A 17,630-nucleotide genomic window follows, 5' to 3' on the forward strand; every position below is an offset into this window, starting at 1 on the left:
AATGGCAAAATTTGGCGGTTTTGGGTGCTAATCGCCCTGCAAACATCAGAAGAATTAGCAATTAGCGCGCTTATTTTAAGCTTTTCGTCAAAACAAATCTTCGCTACTCGCGGGCCTCCCAATTTATGCATCTTGCAGGCTGAATCCTTCCTGATTTACGTTTGCGTCAAAGTAAATTGCTGAAGTTCATTGCATTCTGTTTGGGAGGACATTTTATGAAGCTGCAGCGCATGAAAGCTGTCGGGATCGCAGTCGGCCTGTTGGGGAGTGCCGTTACTGCACATGCGGGCGGTCTGGAGCGGAGTTCGCAGGATTTTGATATCCTGTTCGAGCAGGGCACCGTGATCGATACAACGGGCACCTACGTTTCACCACAGCGTAAGCTGAAAAATATCCGCGGCCCGATTGGCGCTGCGACAGGTGGCATCAATCCGCTGAACGGTCGTCCTTATTCCAATGATGTGGACGAAGCAAAAAGCTATTGGGTACCGAAGTTCTCAGCCAAGGTTGATCTTACGGACGATCTGGCTTGTGCGGCACAGTATCGTCAGCCATGGGGCATTCACACGGATGTCGGCACTGATAACATTCGCATGTTCACTGCTATCGAACAGAAGATTTCATCCAATGATTATGGCTTGAACTGTTCTTATCGTTTCAACGCGGGTGAAAAAGGTTACTTCCGTCTTCTCGGCGGCGTCAGCTATCAGGAGCTGAAGGGTGAACAGACCCGTATGATTCCTCCGGGCTCAGCTTTCGGCGGTTCGTTCCGTGTCGCTTCGCTTGACGTTGAAGACAAGGCATTTGGCTGGCGTATCGGTGCTGCCTATGAACTCCCAGAATATGCGATCCGCGCAACGGTCGTCTATCAGTCTGAAGTCAAATACAATCTTGAAGGCACCATTGATAATCTGGCTCTGAGCCCAATCACTGGCCGCGCACTTCCGATTAGCGTTGCTGGCGATGTTGCCACACCGCAGTCGGTCGAATTCAAGTTCCAAACAGGTATTGCTCCGGATTGGCTCGCTTTCGGTTCGGTCAAGTGGACTGATTGGTCGAGCGTTGAAATGGTTGCATTCAACTCTTCTTCCAATCTACAGCTTGCTCCCGGTGCGATCGTTCCTAAGGGAACGAATATCACCAACCTGAACCTTTATTATCAGGATGGCTGGACTGTCAGCGGTGGCGTTGGACACAAGTTCAACGATCAGTGGTCTGCTGCAGCAACTGTCACTTGGGACCGTGGAACGACAACAGGCTTGACGTCTCAAACCGACATCTGGCTCTTCGGTCTGGGCACGAACTATAAGGCAACCCAAAACTTTGAAGTTCGTCTTGCAGGTGCTGCTGGCTGGCTGACATCTGGTGAGATGGACGACACTGTAATCAACGGTAAGCCAAACCCAACCGGCTCCAAAGGTGAATTCGGAAACGACTTCGTTGGCGCTTTGTCGCTGACAGCTAAGGTCAAGTTCTGATCTTTTAAGAGAAGTAACAAAAAGCCCGGCTCTAAGCCGGGCTTTTTCATCTAAGAGTAAAGATTTTACTGTTCAAGGCGAGCAAGCAGGGAAGACGTATCCCAGCGGCCACCGCCTATCTTCTGCACTTCCTTGTAGAACTGATCGACCAGTGCGGTTACAGGCAGTAGCGCGCCATTGCGGTCAGCTTCCTCAAGACAGATACCGAGATCCTTGCGCATCCAGTCGACAGCAAAACCAAACTCATAATTGCCTTCATTCATCGTGCTGTGCCGGTTCTCCATCTGCCAGGAACCTGCAGCACCCTTGGAGATAACGCCAATCAGCTTCTCGATATCCAGACCAGCTTTCTTGCCGAAGTGGATGCCTTCGGCGAGGCCCTGAACCAGGCCCGCAATGCAAATCTGGTTGACCATCTTGGCGAGCTGGCCCGATCCAACGGGGCCCATCAGCCCGACCGAACGCGCATAGGCTTCGATAACAGGTTTGGCCGTTTCAAACACCGCTTCCGACGCGCCGACCATCACGGTCAGAACACCGTTTTCTGCGCCAGCCTGGCCACCAGACACAGGCGCATCAATGAAATGAAAGCCACGCTGCTGCGCTTCGCCGTCGAGTTCACGTGCGACTTCTGCGGATGCCGTGGTGTTGTCGATGAAAACAGCATCCTTTTTCATTGTCGAAAAAGCGCCATCTGAACCAGTCGTCACTTCACGCAAATCGTTGTCATTGCCAACGCAGCAAAAAACGAAATCCGCATCGCGCGCGGCTTCAGCAGGAGTGGCTGCATGTTTTCCGCCGAACTGTTCAGCCCATTTGGCAGCCTTTGCACTGGTGCGATTATAGACCGTAACGTCATAGCCGCCTTTGGTTTTCAAATGGCCGGCCATCGGATAGCCCATTACGCCGAGGCCGAGGAAGGCCACTTTTATTGCTGTCATTCTTTGTCCCTCCAGAGAGAAATTGGTGGATCAGGTGAGTGGCGTCATGACCGCCTTGCGATAGGCGGGACGCTGCGTGAGACGGTTATACCAGTCTTCAAGATGAGGGGTTGATGGGCGCTCTATAGGAAACTTGAACCATGCGTAGGCATAACAACCCAACGGAATGTCACCAACGCCGAAATCGTCGCCTGATAACCATGGCTGGTTGGCAAGTGCTTGATCGGCAATTTTGAGCGATCGCGTCATGCCTTCAATCCCGCGCTGTACTACTGCCTCGTCGCGCTTATCTTCGGGAAGCCGGATCAAATTGGTGATCACATCGCGAAAGTTGGCATAGAGCGTGGAGGGAGCCCAATCCATCCATTTTTCTGCTTGAGCACGTTCTGCAGGGGGTTCAATCCAAAGGCCGCTCTTTGCATGCGTTGCGGCGAGATAACGAACGATTACATTCGATTCCCAAAGTGTGGTGTCACCATCTTCAAGAAGCGGGATGAGGCCATTGGGGTTCCGAGCAAGAAAACTTTCATCCTGCAGGCCGCCAAACTGTCCACCCACATCGATCTGCTCATATTTGAGCCCGAGTTCTTCAGCTATCCAAAGCACCTTTTTTACATTGGTGGAATTGGTTCGACCCCAGATTTTCAACATGATTGAGCCTATCGATTTGCGATTAAAAAACGCGAGATGCGCTTCAGAGAGGTATGCATTTAAAGCAGATCGCCCCCGGTAGCTGCAAGGCTAACGGGGGCGATAAATTTTCTTTTATTCGTCAGTTCAGCGGATCAAATGCCTTGTCAATCGCCGTTCAAGGAAGTCCCAGACGTGTCGCAGACATTCGACAATCAGCAAGTAGATAACCGCTGCCCAGATGTAGGTCTGGAAATCGAACGTCCTTGAATAGGCACGGCGGGTTTCCCCCATGAGATCAAGCACGGTGATGATTGCGACGATAGCCGATCCTTTGATCATCAGAATGATTTCGTTGCCATACGGACGCAAAGCCACGATCAAGGCCTGAGGCAGGATTACTTTCCAGAACGTCACACGCTTGGAGATACCAAGAGCCGCCGCACCTTCCCATTGCCCAGCAGCAACGCTCTGAATAGCGCCACGCAGGATTTCTGCCTGATATGCCGCTGTGTTGAGCGAGAAGGCCAGAATTGCGCAGTTCCATGCATCGCGGAAGAAAACCCAAAGACCAACACTTTCAAGGAACGGACGAAACGTTCCGAAGCCGTAATAGATCAGGAAGGTCTGAGCGAGCAGCGGTGTGCCACGGAAGAAATAGACATAGCCAAAAGCGATGCCACGCAGCCAACGGTTCTTTGACATGCGAGCCGCCGTGATCGGCAGAGACAGGAGCGCGCCAATAACAATCGAAATCGCTACGAGCCGCAAAGTAACCAGCAGACCAGACCAATAGCGCGGTGCGTAGGTTTCAAACAGATCAATACGCCACACATTATAGAGATATAGCGCAAGTCCGATGAAGAGCAGGCCCCAGAATACCACGATGATATGCCCGGCAATTCGAGCGCCCGTCCAACTTCTGACAACTGGCGGTGGGGCTAATACCGTTGCTGCGCCATGTGTTGTACCTTCACTCATAATCATGCACCCCGCGACGCGCTATTGCCCGCATCGGCCCATCGAGCGATGCGGTTGATGAAATATGAGGAGATGATCGCAAGCGCGAGATAGAGCAAGCAGGCGACGCCGAAGAACAGGAATGGCTCTTTCGTGACGCGCGCGGCAATCGACGTTTGGCGCAGGATATCCGAGAGTGTAATAACCGATACGAGTGACGTATCTTTCAGCAAAACCAGCCAGAGATTAGCAAGGCCGGGAAGCGCGATCTTGATCAATTGCGGCAGGATGATTTTGCGCATGGTCTGCCAATACGAAAGACCGACCGCATAGCCGCCTTCATATTGTCCACGCGGAATAGCTCGAAAAGCAGACAAAAAGACTTCGCTGGAATATGATGAAAACACAAAACCGAGCGCAATCATGCCTGCCACGAAGGCATTGATTTCAACATTTGCGTTGATATTGAAAAAACTGAGCAGTTGTTGAAGCAGCAAAGACGCGCCAAAATAGACAAGGAAGAGCGTCAATAACTCCGGAAGTCCACGGAAAATAGTGGTGTAAATGTTGCTTGCGAGGCGTATCGAAGGTTCGCTCGATTGCTTACCCAGAGCAACAATGAAACCAAGCACCAGGCCTACGGGCAATGTCGCAAGGGCCAAGGAAATCGTGACGACAAGTCCCCATGCGATACTTTTACCCCAGCCGTCGGGGCCAAAACTTAACAAGGTGGCGTAATGTTCCATGCGCCTAATCTCTTCCTAAGGGCTTCAAGTCTGTGGTGAAACTAGACCTGATAGATTTTGAATTTTCTCTTTATAGCCCAAATAGTTACGCCGGTTTACTTGGAAGTAAACCGGCGTTTCAATGTTAAAATATCTTAGTTTTCTGCACCGTAAGCGTCGAAATCAAAGTACTTGTCATTGACTTCTTTGTACTTACCGTTGGCGCGGATTGCCTTGATCGCTTCGTTGAACTTTTCAACCAGCTCAGGACGGCCCTTTTTGAAGGCAACGCCAGCACCAGGACCGTGAATTTCGATAACTGGTGGGAAAGTACCAACCATCTTGCAACAAGCGCCATCTGGCGTTTTCAGCCATTCGGCCAGCGTCACGCTATCGTCGTTGACGGCGTCCAGACGGCCATTGGCTAGATCGAGACGATATTCTTCTGCAGTCGGATAAGCCTTGATCGTGCTGTCGGTGAAGGTCTTTTCCGAATAGTTGGCATGCGTGGTCGAAACCTGTACGCCAATCGTCTTGCCTGCGAGATCTTCTTTAGTCACACCCTTGATGTCGGTGTCCTTAGGTGCTGCAACACCGGGAGGCGTGTTGTAATATTTGTTTGAGAAGTCGACCTGCTTCTTGCGTTCGTCAGTAATGGACATGGACGCGATGAAGGCATCGAACTTGCCGGATTGAAGGGCAGGGATAGCACCGTCCCACTCCTGCGTCACGAACTCGCATTCAGCTTTCATTTCGTCGCAGAGCGCTCTGGCAATATCGACGTCAAAGCCGGAAAGCGTGCCATCTGGCTTGATGAAGTTGAATGGAGGGTAGGCACCCTCCGTGCCAATCTTAAGCTTCAGGGGTTCCTGAGCATTGGCAATACCGGCGCTCATGCTGCCGAGTGTGATGGCAAGTACTGCAACTGATGTCGCCGCAGCGATACGCTTAATAACGCGCATTCTTAGTCCTCTCGTTTAGTTGTGGCTGGTTCCCTGATTCTTTTTCTGGTTCAGCCGCTTCAAGAGATGCTGTCGACATAAAACCTTAAGTAGTAAGCCTGACAGTGGATCCCCCGTTCACTACAAATAGATGTCAGAGCTGACAACGCGCAATATTTTTTCGCACTTATGCCCAATCATCCGCCCAGGCTTTGATAATCCCACCATTTTCCATGTCTTTGCAAGACGGTTGGCGTAATTTAATTGTGCATGCAGAAAGGGGTTTCAAAAGGGTTTTCTATAGAATATGGCGATATGACCGTGTTTTTTACGGATATTATCTCAACTAATGGAGAAATCCTCAAAGCTTCATCAATTGCACAACGAAGTCGGCAATTTCTTCCACTGCATCCAGACTAAACACGGGCAATTTTTCATGTTGAACCATGTGGTCGCTTGCAATTGCAACAATGCTTGGATCGTCCTCGTATAGTGGCGGACCGTCATGTCCGAGGGAGCGTTGCAGCTCGATTTTCTTATGAGATTCGCGCTTATAACCTTCGATCAAAACCAGATCACACGGGGCGAGTTTGCTCGCAATTGCTGCTAACGACGGTTCTTCTTCGCCCAGATTTTCATGCATGATTGCATAGCGCGCTGAGGATACAATTGCGACTTCTGCGGCACCTGCATTTCTGTGTCGCCATGAATCTGTGCCGACGTGATCGATATCAAAATTATGGTGTGCATGTTTCACAGTGGAGATTCGGTAGCCGCGTTTGGTCAGTTCCTGAACGAGCTTCTCGGTCAGCGTGGTTTTGCCGGAATTTTTCCAGCCAGTAATACCGAACAGCTTATGGGTCATTTCATGGCCTCGTTCAGACGGGTCGCTTCAATCAGGTCATCAGGTTTGTTGATGTTGAAGAAGGGGTCACAAGTCTCGCTATCGGCGAGCTGCATAAGGGAAAATTCAACCACTTCAAAGCCGATATGGTGTGCGAAGGCGAGGACGCTGGCTTTGTCAGTATGTGCAAGCCATTCGTCGAGTGGCTGCAAAAGGTCTGTCTTCCACAGTCCGAAAATCGGATGCACACGCCCATTCGAGCTCGCCAGCACAATGCGAGCAACGGTATTCTTTTGCTGCTCATGTAGTCGGGACGCCAGATCGCGGGGAAAGAACGGGCCGTCGGCTGCAACGCTCACCACGAATGGGTAGTCATGAGCATATTCAAGAGCGGTTTTTAACCCGACAAGCGGTCCACCGTGTGAAGAGGGCTTATCTCGGATTACCGGAATATTCAGCTCCGGTAGACGTTCAGGATCGCCATTTGCATTGAGAAAAACATGATCGACTTGTGGCGAAAGCCGCTCTGCAACATGCTCGACGATCATCGTTGAGCCGAGTTTTTGCAGGAATTTGTCTCCCGCCACACCTCCCGCTTGCATGCGACTGGATTGACCGCCCGCAATAATCGCGCCTGCGATGCGGATCATATCCCTCATTACGAAGGTTCCACTCCGGTTGGCGTCGCGGCCAACGTGCTTTTATTCTGCTCACGCTTTTTGCGAACATTCTCGCGATAGACCATATAGATGCCGCTTCCGACGACGAGAATTGACCCGGCAATTGTATAGGAATCTGGAGCTTCGTTGAAGACTACCGTGCTCAACAGGATCGCCCAAAGCAGGCTCGAATAACGGAAGGGCGAGACAAACGAGATCTCACCTTCCCGCATGGCCATGATGATGAAGTGATATCCGACCAGCAGAAGTCCCGCAGCCAAAGCCATGATAAGAACTGGCGCAAGACCAACGGGCTGCCAGCCACCCATAGGCAGGATGAGGCCACCGCCAGTGATAGCTATGGCACCGGCGGTCAGCGTGGACAGATAAAGTGTCGGGACATGTGCGGGCACACGACGGGTTGCGATATCACGCATGGCGGCAAAGCAGACGCTGGATAGCAAAATGCCTACGGTAGCAAGACTCGCCGAACTATCGGTGCCGGGACGAATGATGATGATAACGCCGACAAGCCCGAAGGAGATACACATCCAGCGCCGCCAGCCAACTTTTTCATTGAGGAATAGCACGGCGCCAAGGGTGACGACCAGCGGCGTTGCTTGAAATACCGCTGAGCAAAATGCCTGTGAAAGATGGCCGAGAGAGAAGATATAAGTGACGGTCGCCAGCACTTCGCCCAAGACGCGCAAAACCGTCATCAAGTCCATTGACAAATGGCGCAATGCGCCGTTGCGCCAGGCGAGCAGGCCTATCGCAATTGTCGCGAATATCCCGCGGATAAACATATACTGACCGCTGTTCATCTGCGTCAGCAGATATTTCGTCATAGTATCGCCGATGGTGAATGTACCCATGGCGAGGAGCATAAATATACTTGCACGAAAATTAGCTGACTGCGGCACGATATAGAATCCGGTTTAGGAATGTATATCGCTATCGCATCAATTGGATTCGGTCCAATTTATACTTGTTGCATATGTATTTAAATTATTTATCCGCCCGTAAGGCTCATATGGCGCGCTACGGCCGGGCGGTTGTGGTCACGGTCAATGATGAAATCATGGCCTTTGGGCTTGCGAGAGATGGCTTCATCAATGGCATCGTTTAGTATGGTGTCGCTCTCACTTGCACGGACCGCAACACGCAAATCTGCATCGTCGTTCTGCCCCAGACACATATAGAGCATGCCAGTACAAGTGAGGCGTACACGATTGCAGCTTTCGCAGAAATTATGTGTGAGAGGCGTAATGAAACCAAGTCGCCCGCCGGTTTCAGCAATAGTGACATAACGGGCAGGGCCGCCCGTGCGGTAAGGAATGTCGGACAACGTAAACTGCTGGCTTAGATCGGCGCGCAGCTGTGAAAGTGGCAGATACTGATCGGTGCGATCGAACTCGATTTCGCCCATGGGCATGGTTTCGATCAAGGTCATGTCCATGTCGCGGTCATGCGCCCAGCGGATCAGTTCCGGAATTTCGTATTCATTGAAGTTCTTTAACGCAACCGCATTGATTTTAACGCGAATCCCAGCCTTTTGGGCCGCATCGATACCCTCTATGACGCGATCAAGATCGCCCCAACGTGTGATGGTACGGAATTTATCGGGGTTGAGCGTATCCATCGAAACGTTGATACGCCGCACGCCGCAATCCGCCAGCTCATCCGCATATCGGGCCAGCTGGGAACCATTGGTGGTGAGTGTCAATTCGTCCAGTGCACCTGTTTTAAGGTGACGCGATAGTCCGCGAATAAGATGCATGATATTTTTGCGGACAAGTGGTTCTCCGCCTGTCAGTCGCAACTTGCGGACGCCCTTGTCGATGAATGCACTGCAGATGCGATCAAGTTCTTCGAGCGTCAGCAGGTCTTTCTTCGGCAGGAAAGTCATATGCTCCGCCATGCAATATGTGCAGCGGAAGTCGCAACGATCAGTCACTGAAACGCGCAAATAGGTAACCGCGCGCCCAAACGGATCAATCATTTGTCCGGTGGGAGAAACAACAGGCAGAACTTGAGAACCTTGCATAGAGTAAGCCATTGTTTCCACACGATGCAGAACCCATTCTGCATCTTAGTTCTAGATAAGTGGCCTCGAACGCTTTGTCCAGTTTACGCGTTTGCTAAGCACCTTCAAGTGATAAGGCATTAATCTGACGCGTCAGTCTTTTTGTCTCTTCTCTTCGAGACTGAACATCAATATCTCTTTGATTTGGCGAAATTCAGAGCGTCGGGAGCATATTTTATATGTCAGCCTTCATATGCTGCAGAATGAACAGCCGCTGGAATGACGGAGAACAATTATGAGTGATGTCTGGCCAACCGAATTGCGTGTCTCGAAAGACCGCAAGCTTCTGACAGTGGCGTTTGAAAGCGGTGAACGGTTTGAGCTGACTGCGGAGCTTCTGCGTGTCTTGTCTCCATCTGCGGAAGTGCAGGGACACTCACCGGAGCAGCGTGTGACCGTTGGTGGCAAGCGTAATGTAGAAATTATGCGCATGGACCCTATTGGCAATTATGCCGTCCGCATCACCTTCGACGATATGCACGATACGGGCCTGTTCTCATGGACCTATCTCCACAAGCTCGGCACTGAGAAAGACACGCTTTGGCAGACTTATCTGGATGAACTTGCGGGAAAAGGTCTGAAACGCGATCCGAGATAAAAAAAGGGCGGTTTCCCGCCCTTTATTTTCAATCAGGTTTTTATCTCAACCGAGATTGAGTTCCTTGAAGAAGTCGTTGCCCTTGTCATCGATGACGATAAAGGCGGGGAAGTCGACCACTTCAATACGCCAGATGGCTTCCATGCCAAGTTCTGGATACTCGACAACTTCGACCTTTTTAATGCAATCCTGCGCAAGACGAGCGGCCGGGCCGCCAATCGATCCAAGGTAGAAGCCGCCGTGAGTGCCGCAGGCTTCGCGCACCTGTCGCGAGCGATTGCCCTTGGCGAGCATCACCATCGAGCCACCAAACGACTGGAACTGATCAACGTAGGAATCCATTCGGCCAGCCGTTGTCGGGCCGAAAGAACCCGAGGCGTAACCAGCTGGAGTTTTTGCCGGACCCGCATAATAGATCGGATGGTTCTTGAAGTATTCGGGCATCGCTTCGCCATTTTCCAGGCGCTCACGGATTTTCGCATGCGCCAGATCGCGTGCGACGATAATCGAACCGGTCAGCGAGAGCTGCGTCTTTACAGGATGCTTTGACAGTTCCTTGAGGATGTTTTCCATCGGCTGATTGAGGTCGATCTTGACCACATGCGATGACAGCTTTTCCTCGTCAATCTCAGGCATATATTGTACCGGATTTGTTTCAAGCTGTTCAAGGAAGATGCCCTCTCTGGTGATCTTTCCTTTGGCCTGACGGTCGGCAGAGCAGGAAACACCCAGGCCAATAGGCAGCGATGCACCGTGGCGTGGCAAACGGATAACACGAACGTCGTGGCAGAAATACTTGCCGCCGAACTGCGCGCCGACACCAAGCGACTGGGTCAGTTTGTGAATCTCAGCTTCCATTTCCAGATCACGGAAAGCATGGCCCGTCTCGGAACCTTGCGTTGGCAGACTATCGAGATAGCGTGTTGATGCCAGTTTCACCGTCTTCAGGTTCATTTCAGCAGACGTACCGCCGATAACGATTGCCAGATGATAAGGCGGGCAGGCTGCCGTGCCGAGGCTGAGGATCTTGTCCTTCAGAAAGTCGATCATGCGATCGTGGGTCAACAGAGAAGGCGTCCCCTGAAACAAGAACGTCTTGTTGGCCGAACCGCCGCCCTTGGCTACAAACAGGAACTTGTAAGCGTCTTCGCCTTCTTCATAGATGTCGATCTGAGCAGGCAGATTGTTCTTGGTGTTCTTTTCCTCGAACATCGAAAGTGGGGCAAGCTGCGAATAACGCAGGTTCTTCTTGTTATAGGCATCAAGAACGCCGGCACCAAGCGCATCTGCGTCGCCGCCTTCCGTCCAGACGCGACGGCCTTTCTTGCCCATTATGATAGCAGTGCCAGTATCCTGACACATCGGCAAAACACCACCAGCGGCAATATTGGCGTTCTTCAAAAGATCATAAGCGACGAAGCGGTCATTATCGGTTGCTTCGGGATCTTCCATAATATTGGCAAGCTGCTGCAAATGGCCGGGGCGTAACAGGTGATTGATATCAGCAAATGCCGCTTCCGAAAGAATGCGCAGGCCTTCAGCGTCAACGCTCAGGATTTCCTGTCCCTTGAACGTGTCGACCGACACGTGTTCCGAAGTCAGTTTGCGATAAGGGGTTTTATCTTCGCCAAGAGGGAAAAGATCGGCGGCGCTTGCTTCTGCCATTGTGGTACCTCGCTTGCTTGCCTGCGGCATCTCGTAAGATGCGCTCCGTTATTCAGCCCAAACCAAAGTCAGGGCATATTCTGCGGGGCTTTTATCGCGATGCAGGGCGGAATCCACTGCGGCACATTGTTCAGCCGCACAGTAAAGAGACAGGCAGTGTGACCGCAAAAGCGCTTTTCAAGAAAAATTGATAGAGTTGGGACCAAAATTATTGGAGGATGCGTTAACGTTAAAAGATTCTATACGACATTCATCAATTCTATGGGCAAAGATTGAAGCGGATTCGCTTTTTAGCGATTGCATTGAATGGGCGGTTAGAATGCAGTTCTCCAGACATTTGAATCGGGACATTAAAGATAGTCGCAAGAGCGGTCCTTATGTCCGTAATGCGCTTGTTTTAGCGCTAGCAGCATCGACGTTGTTCTCAACAGCGCAGGCGCAGGCAGCAAATTCATTGCTGGAGCTGTTTCAGCAGCGTCGCCAGCAGCAGGCTCAGCCTGCTCAACCTCCCGTTCAGTCCGCGCCAGCGGCTCCAGCACAGCGAACAGCGAAACCTGTTTCCGTACCAAGAGCTGCTGTCCCACCGGCGCAGCGTGTTACGGTTAAGGGGCCGCAAATCTATAACTACAAGCCGGACACGCTGATAAAGATCGATTTCTCAGCCGTCGATATGCAGGTGACGGCTGCAGTTGATCCTGCTCGTGTCGATCCTTTGACGTCAGGCATGTCCCCGATTGGTCCCTCGAAAAAGGTTGACGAAACGCAAGGCGAACGCGCTTTTGATGCGGCAACGGATTATCTAAAAACCGTCGATGTCAAAGCTGAGAAGCAGATCGCCGAAGCGATTGTCAGTTTCTATTCGGAAAAGCGCACATTCCTTTGGTCATCAGATAGCAAAGCACTCGATAAGGCGCGGAACGTTGCAGCTTTCTTTGCACAGGCTGATGATGACGGTTTGAATCCCGAAGAATATGCTGTGGTTATTCCGGGCGATCATTTTGATGAAACACAGCAGGCAGAACGCCAACAGAAACTTGCCGACTTTGAAATCCGCATGTCTGCGCGGGCTTTACGTTATGCAATCGATGCCGGTGAGGGCCGTGTCGTTGCCGACAGGTTGAGTGGGTTCCATGATCTGCCGCGTGGTCGCGTTGATCCAAAGGCGGTGTTGGCGCGGCTCGCATCCGAAAGCGATCCAGTCGCTTATCTTAAGAGTTTCCAGCCCAATAATGAGGCTTACGCTTCATTGAAGCGCGAACTGGCGCAGACCGAAGCACCAGCAGGTGAACCTATCCGAATTTCGCTTGATAAGCCGATCCGGCCCGGCGACACCAACGATCAGCTTGGCAAAGTCGTGGCGCTAATCACGCGACACGCGCCTGCCAGCTATCTCGAACTGCATCGCGATGTGTTGCAGACCCATGCCGATGCCAGCCTATATGATCCTGAGTTGGCAGTTGCCATTAAGGACTATCAGAAGCTGTCCGGTAGCACGCCAGATGGCATAATCGGCAAGAACACGATTGCAGCTCTTCAAGGTGAGCAGGATTCGGTCAAGCGTGATCGTATTCTCTATTCGATGGAGCGTTTGCGCTGGCTTCCGCATGATTTTGGTTCGCGCTATGTGATGGTCAATCAGCCATCCTATCGGGCTGAATATTTCGAAGACGGCAAAGAAAAGCTAGCTATGAATGTGGTCATCGGTTCGCCAACCCATCAGACCTATTTTTTCTATAACAAAGTTCAGACAGTTGTTTTTAATCCGTCCTGGGGCGTTCCGCGCTCGATCATTTTGAACGAAATGCTACCCAAGGTAATGCGCGATACCAGTTATCTCGATCGCAATGGCTATGAAGTCTATGTCGGTGGTAAGAAGGTTTCAGCGAGCGCTGTAAACTGGAGCGCAGTTGCTGCCGGTAAAGCCCATGTTGGCATCCGCCAGAAGCCTAGCCTTGATAACGCATTGGGCGAGTTGAAGATTTTGTTCCCGAATGCCCACGACATCTACATGCACGATACTCCGGCGAAGTCTTATTTCAACCGTGACATGCGTGCCTTGAGCCATGGTTGTATTCGTCTGGAGCGCCCACGCGACATGGCAGCTGCCGTTTTGGGTAAGCCAGTCGAAGAGCTGGGTAAATATTTTGGCAAGGACGAACGCGGCCTCAAGGTGGCAAATCCGGTTCCGGTTTACATTGCCTATTTCACGGCCTGGCCGGATGCGAACGGCAATGTTCGTTTCTTCAATGATATCTACGACCGCGATTCAGGCTTACAGAAGGCGTTCGACAAAACTGCCGAATCTCGTTTGGCCGCTCTTTGAACGGTTAGTGCTTATCCGGCTTACGAGTGATTTCAACGAATAGTGCTGTATGCATAGACAAACAGCATCAAGAACAAAAAAAGCGGGCTTAAAGCCCGCTTTTCTATTTTAATTCTGAACGTAACAAGCTTTTCCCTGACCGTGTGCAGGATCACCGAAAGTACGATTGTCACAGCGGACACCGTCACGGAATACCCGTTCTACAAAACGCCCTTTGGCTCCGTAGCGTACGACCTTACGACCATAAAAATCGCAGAAGCCGTTTTCTTTCGCGCATTGTTGCCAATCGCCGCGACCTCGATCATCACGTCTGTTATCACGCCAGTCATTACGGCGATCATCGCGACGATCGTCACGCCAGTCGTTGCGTCGATCATCACGTCGATCTTCATAACGATCACGGACGACAAAAGAGCAGCTTTTCCGCGCACCAGGGGCTGGATCACCAAAAACCTGGTTGGAGCAACGCACGTTCGGACCGTCGATGAACTGAGACGTTCCACGGCCATTCGCGCCGTAGATGACTTCGGTTGGGTAGGGAAGCCTGCATGTTTCGTTTTCACCGGCACAGCGCTGCAATTGTGCGGCCTCGGCTGGTGCAGGTGCAAGAGCATACATAGATGCAACGAAAGCTGAGAGGCCTGCGATGAGGCTTAATTTATTGGACAGAAGAGCTGTCATGGCTAACACCATTGTTTGAATGTCTGATGAGTTCTTATAGAATTTAGTTCTTGAATATAGAATGAACAGCGACGCGTGTTTCAACGGATCGAAATCTCAATCACGTGCGATTACAGCGGTTCCAGCTAAGACTGAATCGTTGGAACTGTTGTAACTATTTGTTTTTACGCACTATCCTACGCAAAACCGCTTCGCACTTTTTGCTGGAAATGCTTTAATTGAACGCAAATCGTGTAAAATTCCAGTTAGATAGTTCCCTTTTTTTATTGAATCCGCAAGAGTGCGGTCTGATGTTTCTCGTCAGCAAGGTCGTAAGAAAATGCATGGTGAATACAAGGTCCACGGTGGCAAGCTGGTCGTTATTGATCTGGAAGTTCAGGATAACAAACTGAGCGAGGTTCAGGTTGCAGGTGACTTTTTCCTCGAGCCAGCAGAAGCGCTAGATGATATTCGCGATGCACTGAATGGTTTGCCTGCAACCGCTTCATCCGAAGAGATTGCAGACGCTGTCCGTAAGGAACTTCGCCCTGATGCATTCATGATCGGGTTTAGCCCGGAAGCTGTGGCAATTGCTGTTCGTCGGGCGCTTGGTGTTGCTCGTACATGGCGCGACTACGAATGGCAGATCATCGATATTCCGCCGCTTACGCCGACAATGCATTTGGCATTGGACGAAGTTTTGGCGCGCGAAGTGGCTGCAGGACGCCGTGCGCCGACGCTGCGTTTTTGGGAGTGGGAACGCCCGTCGATCATTATCGGTGCGTTTCAGTCGCTGCGCAATGAAGTGGATATGGAAGCAACCAAGGAGTTGGGCGTGGAAACGGTGCGCCGTGTAACGGGCGGCGGTGCGATGTTTGTAGAGCCGGGTAACTCGATTACCTATTCGCTTTATGCGCCGGGCGATCTGGTCCGCGATATGAGTTTCGCCGATTCCTATGCATTCCTCGATGAATGGGTGCTAAAATCGCTGAACTCTCTCGGTATTGATGCTTTCTATAAGCCGCTCAACGATATTTCGAGTTCAAAGGGCAAGATCGGCGGCGCGGCACAAAAACGTTATTCGGGCGGAACCGTTTTGCATCACGTCACCATGGCTTATGATATGGACGCCGAGAAAATGGTGAAAGTTCTGCGCATTGGGCGAGAAAAACTTTCGGATAAAGGTACAGCCAGTGCGGTCAAGCGTGTCGACCCTGTGCGTAGCCAGACCGGCTTGCCGCGCCGCGAAGTCATCGACCGCATGACGGAAATGTTCATATCATTAAATGGCGGGGTGAGCGGATCAATCACGCCTGAGGAATTTGCAGCCGCCGAACAGCTTGTTGAGGAGAAATTCGCAACCGAAAAGTGGCTGCACCACATCCCATAAGCAAAGAATGGCTGCAACGACCATCGCGCCGCGTGACAGCGCGGGCAAGCCATGCCATAGGGAGGCCAAGTTATCACAAGGCCTCCCACGCAAATGATCCGTATCGACAATATCAGTAAGTCCAATAGCCACCGTATTCTCTTTATCGAAACTTCCGCCGCCCTGAACCGTGGCGAGAAGATTGGCCTTGTTGGTCCGAATGGTGCTGGCAAGACAACGCTTTTCCGTATGATTACCGGCGAAGAATTGCCCGATGAAGGACAGGTCACTGTCGAAAAAGGCGTGACGATTGGCTATTTCAACCAGAATGTGGGCGAAATGGGCGGGCGTTCGGCCGTTGCTGAGGTGATGGATGGAGCAGGGCCGGTTAGTGTTGTTGCCGCCGAACTCCGTGAACTTGAAGCCGCCATGTGTGATCCTGATCGTCTCGACGAGATGGATGCAATCATTGAACGTTATGGCGAGGTTCAGGGACGCTACGAAGAGCTGGATGGTTATGGTCTCGATGGACGCGCGCGCGAAGTTCTGGCAGGTCTCAGTTTCAGCCAGGAAATGATGGATGGTGACGTTGGCAAACTGTCCGGCGGCTGGAAGATGCGCGTGGCGCTTGCCCGCATTCTTCTGATGCGTCCTGATGTGATGCTGCTCGACGAACCAAGCAACCATCTAGATCTTGAAAGCCTTATATGGCTTGAAGCTTTCCTCAAGAATTATGACGGCGCGTTGCTCATGACCTCGCATGACCGCGAATTCATGAACCGGATTGTGACCAAGATCATCGAAATCGACGGTGGTTCGCTTAATTCCTACAACGGTGATTATGGTTTCTATGAGGGGCAGCGTGCGCTTAATGAAAAGCAGCAGCAGGCCCAGTTCGAGCGTCAGCAGGCGATGCTGGCCAAGGAAATCAAGTTCATTGAGCGTTTCAAGGCGCGTGCGTCACATGCCTCGCAGGTGCAGAGCCGCGTGAAGAAGCTTGAGAAAATCGACCGGGTCGAGCCACCACGTCGCCGCCAGACTGTTGCCTTTGATTTCGCGCCAGCTCCACGTTCTGGCGAAGATGTGGTCAGCCTCAAAGGCGTCAACAAGACCTATGGTAGCCGTACGATTTATGATGGTCTGGACTTCATGGTTCGCCGCCGCGAACGCTGGTGCATCATGGGTGTGAATGGCGCAGGCAAATCGACTTTGCTCAAGCTTGTCACCGGCGCGACTGAACCAGATCAGGGCATTGTGAACCTTGGCGCCAGTGTGAAGCTTGGCTATTTCGCGCAGCACGCCATGGATATTCTCGATGGCGACAGCACCATTCTTGAATGGCTCGAACAGCGCTTTCCAAAAGCAGGGCAGGCGCCTTTACGCGCTTTGGCAGGCTGCTTTGGTTTCTCAGGCGATGATATCGAAAAAAAGTGCCGTGTGTTGTCCGGCGGTGAGAAAGCCCGACTTGTCATGGCCGCAATGCTGTTTGATCCGCCGAACTTCCTCGTACTTGATGAGCCGACGAACCATCTGGATCTTGACACCAAGGAAATGTTGATCAAGGCGCTTTCTGCTTATGAAGGCACGATGCTTTTTGTATCGCATGATCGTCGTTTTCTGGCAGCACTTTCCAATCGCGTTCTGGAACTTACGCCGGATGGCATTCAGCAATACGGCGGTGGCTACAGCGAATATGTTGAAAGCACCGGTCAGGAAGCGCCGGGGCTGCATGTTGGATAATGAGAAGGCGG

The 17,630-nt window shown here is 51.6% G+C and carries 16 protein-coding genes; 5 read left to right on the forward strand and 11 right to left on the reverse strand.

Annotated features, from left to right (window positions below; all coding sequences use genetic code 11):
• The first annotated feature begins 230 nt into the window (after positions 1 to 230).
• Positions 231 to 1,478 (forward strand): OmpP1/FadL family transporter, encoded by a 1,248-nt coding sequence (locus tag QBD00_RS20200; RefSeq protein WP_264231147.1) that lies wholly within the window; start codon positions 231 to 233, stop codon positions 1,476 to 1,478.
• A 65-nt stretch (positions 1,479 to 1,543) separates the two neighbouring features.
• On the opposite strand, the gene QBD00_RS20205 is transcribed toward QBD00_RS20200, so the two are convergent.
• The 9 genes from QBD00_RS20205 to moaA all read right to left on the reverse strand — a co-directional run bounded on the left by QBD00_RS20205 (position 1,544) and on the right by moaA (position 9,225).
• The gene (locus QBD00_RS20205) at positions 1,544 to 2,419 is read right to left on the reverse strand and encodes an NAD(P)-dependent oxidoreductase (protein WP_095446549.1); all 876 of its coding nucleotides are present in this window, start codon (positions 2,417 to 2,419) and stop codon (positions 1,544 to 1,546) included.
• Between the two features lie 30 nt (positions 2,420 to 2,449).
• Positions 2,450 to 3,070 (reverse strand): glutathione S-transferase, encoded by a 621-nt coding sequence (locus QBD00_RS20210; RefSeq protein WP_318580375.1) that lies wholly within the window; start codon positions 3,068 to 3,070, stop codon positions 2,450 to 2,452.
• A 126-nt stretch (positions 3,071 to 3,196) separates the two neighbouring features.
• Positions 3,197 to 4,030, reverse strand: coding sequence for an ABC transporter permease (locus QBD00_RS20215; protein WP_318580376.1), 834 nt, complete (start codon positions 4,028 to 4,030; stop codon positions 3,197 to 3,199).
• A 2-nt stretch (positions 4,031 to 4,032) separates the two neighbouring features.
• The gene (locus QBD00_RS20220; RefSeq protein WP_095446551.1) at positions 4,033 to 4,755 is read right to left on the reverse strand and encodes an ABC transporter permease; all 723 of its coding nucleotides are present in this window, start codon (positions 4,753 to 4,755) and stop codon (positions 4,033 to 4,035) included.
• A 134-nt stretch (positions 4,756 to 4,889) separates the two neighbouring features.
• Positions 4,890 to 5,696, reverse strand: coding sequence for an ABC transporter substrate-binding protein (locus tag QBD00_RS20225; RefSeq protein ID WP_095446552.1), 807 nt, complete (start codon positions 5,694 to 5,696; stop codon positions 4,890 to 4,892).
• Between the two features lie 340 nt (positions 5,697 to 6,036).
• The gene (mobB, locus tag QBD00_RS20230; RefSeq protein WP_318580377.1) at positions 6,037 to 6,540 is read right to left on the reverse strand and encodes a molybdopterin-guanine dinucleotide biosynthesis protein B; all 504 of its coding nucleotides are present in this window, start codon (positions 6,538 to 6,540) and stop codon (positions 6,037 to 6,039) included.
• A complete protein-coding gene (gene mobA / locus QBD00_RS20235; protein WP_318580378.1) occupies positions 6,537 to 7,178 on the reverse strand; it encodes a molybdenum cofactor guanylyltransferase MobA in 642 nt (213 codons plus the stop codon). The genes mobB and mobA overlap by 4 nt, the downstream gene beginning before the upstream one ends.
• Positions 7,178 to 8,065 carry a DMT family transporter gene (locus QBD00_RS20240; RefSeq protein ID WP_318580379.1) on the reverse strand — a complete coding sequence of 296 codons (888 nt, stop codon included), beginning with the start codon at positions 8,063 to 8,065 and terminating at the stop codon, positions 7,178 to 7,180. Before QBD00_RS20240 ends, mobA begins: the two co-directional genes overlap by 1 nt.
• Positions 8,066 to 8,190: 125 nt before the next feature.
• The gene (gene moaA, locus QBD00_RS20245) at positions 8,191 to 9,225 is read right to left on the reverse strand and encodes a GTP 3',8-cyclase MoaA (protein ID WP_095446555.1); all 1,035 of its coding nucleotides are present in this window, start codon (positions 9,223 to 9,225) and stop codon (positions 8,191 to 8,193) included.
• A gap of 274 nt (positions 9,226 to 9,499) precedes the next feature.
• Here moaA and QBD00_RS20250 point away from each other — a divergent pair, with 274 nt between their 5' ends.
• A complete protein-coding gene (locus QBD00_RS20250; protein WP_264230983.1) occupies positions 9,500 to 9,862 on the forward strand; it encodes a DUF971 domain-containing protein in 363 nt (120 codons plus the stop codon).
• A 45-nt stretch (positions 9,863 to 9,907) separates the two neighbouring features.
• Here QBD00_RS20250 and QBD00_RS20255 read toward each other — a convergent pair whose 3' ends face one another.
• A complete protein-coding gene (locus tag QBD00_RS20255) occupies positions 9,908 to 11,527 on the reverse strand; it encodes a fumarate hydratase (RefSeq protein WP_318580380.1) in 1,620 nt (539 codons plus the stop codon).
• 319 nt (positions 11,528 to 11,846) lie between these two features.
• Here QBD00_RS20255 and QBD00_RS20260 point away from each other — a divergent pair, with 319 nt between their 5' ends.
• Positions 11,847 to 13,850, forward strand: a complete 2,004-nt coding sequence (locus QBD00_RS20260) for a L,D-transpeptidase family protein (protein ID WP_318580381.1) — start codon at positions 11,847 to 11,849, stop codon at positions 13,848 to 13,850.
• 108 nt (positions 13,851 to 13,958) lie between these two features.
• On the opposite strand, the gene QBD00_RS20265 is transcribed toward QBD00_RS20260, so the two are convergent.
• Positions 13,959 to 14,531: a hypothetical protein gene (locus QBD00_RS20265; RefSeq protein ID WP_318580382.1), complete on the reverse strand. Its 573-nt coding sequence runs from the start codon at positions 14,529 to 14,531 to the stop codon at positions 13,959 to 13,961.
• A 319-nt stretch (positions 14,532 to 14,850) separates the two neighbouring features.
• On the opposite strand from QBD00_RS20265, the gene QBD00_RS20270 reads away from it, so the two are divergent.
• Together QBD00_RS20270 and QBD00_RS20275 are read left to right on the forward strand one after the other, a co-directional pair.
• Complete coding sequence (locus tag QBD00_RS20270) at positions 14,851 to 15,900, forward strand: biotin/lipoate A/B protein ligase family protein (protein ID WP_095446558.1); 1,050 nt, start codon at positions 14,851 to 14,853, stop codon at positions 15,898 to 15,900.
• A 93-nt stretch (positions 15,901 to 15,993) separates the two neighbouring features.
• Positions 15,994 to 17,619 (forward strand): ABC-F family ATP-binding cassette domain-containing protein, encoded by a 1,626-nt coding sequence (locus QBD00_RS20275; protein ID WP_264230986.1) that lies wholly within the window; start codon positions 15,994 to 15,996, stop codon positions 17,617 to 17,619.
• Positions 17,620 to 17,630 lie beyond the last annotated feature (11 nt).

It is taken from the genome of Ochrobactrum sp. AN78, assembly GCF_029909885.1.
In the GTDB taxonomy this organism is placed as follows: Bacteria; Pseudomonadota; Alphaproteobacteria; order Rhizobiales; family Rhizobiaceae; genus Brucella; species Brucella quorumnocens.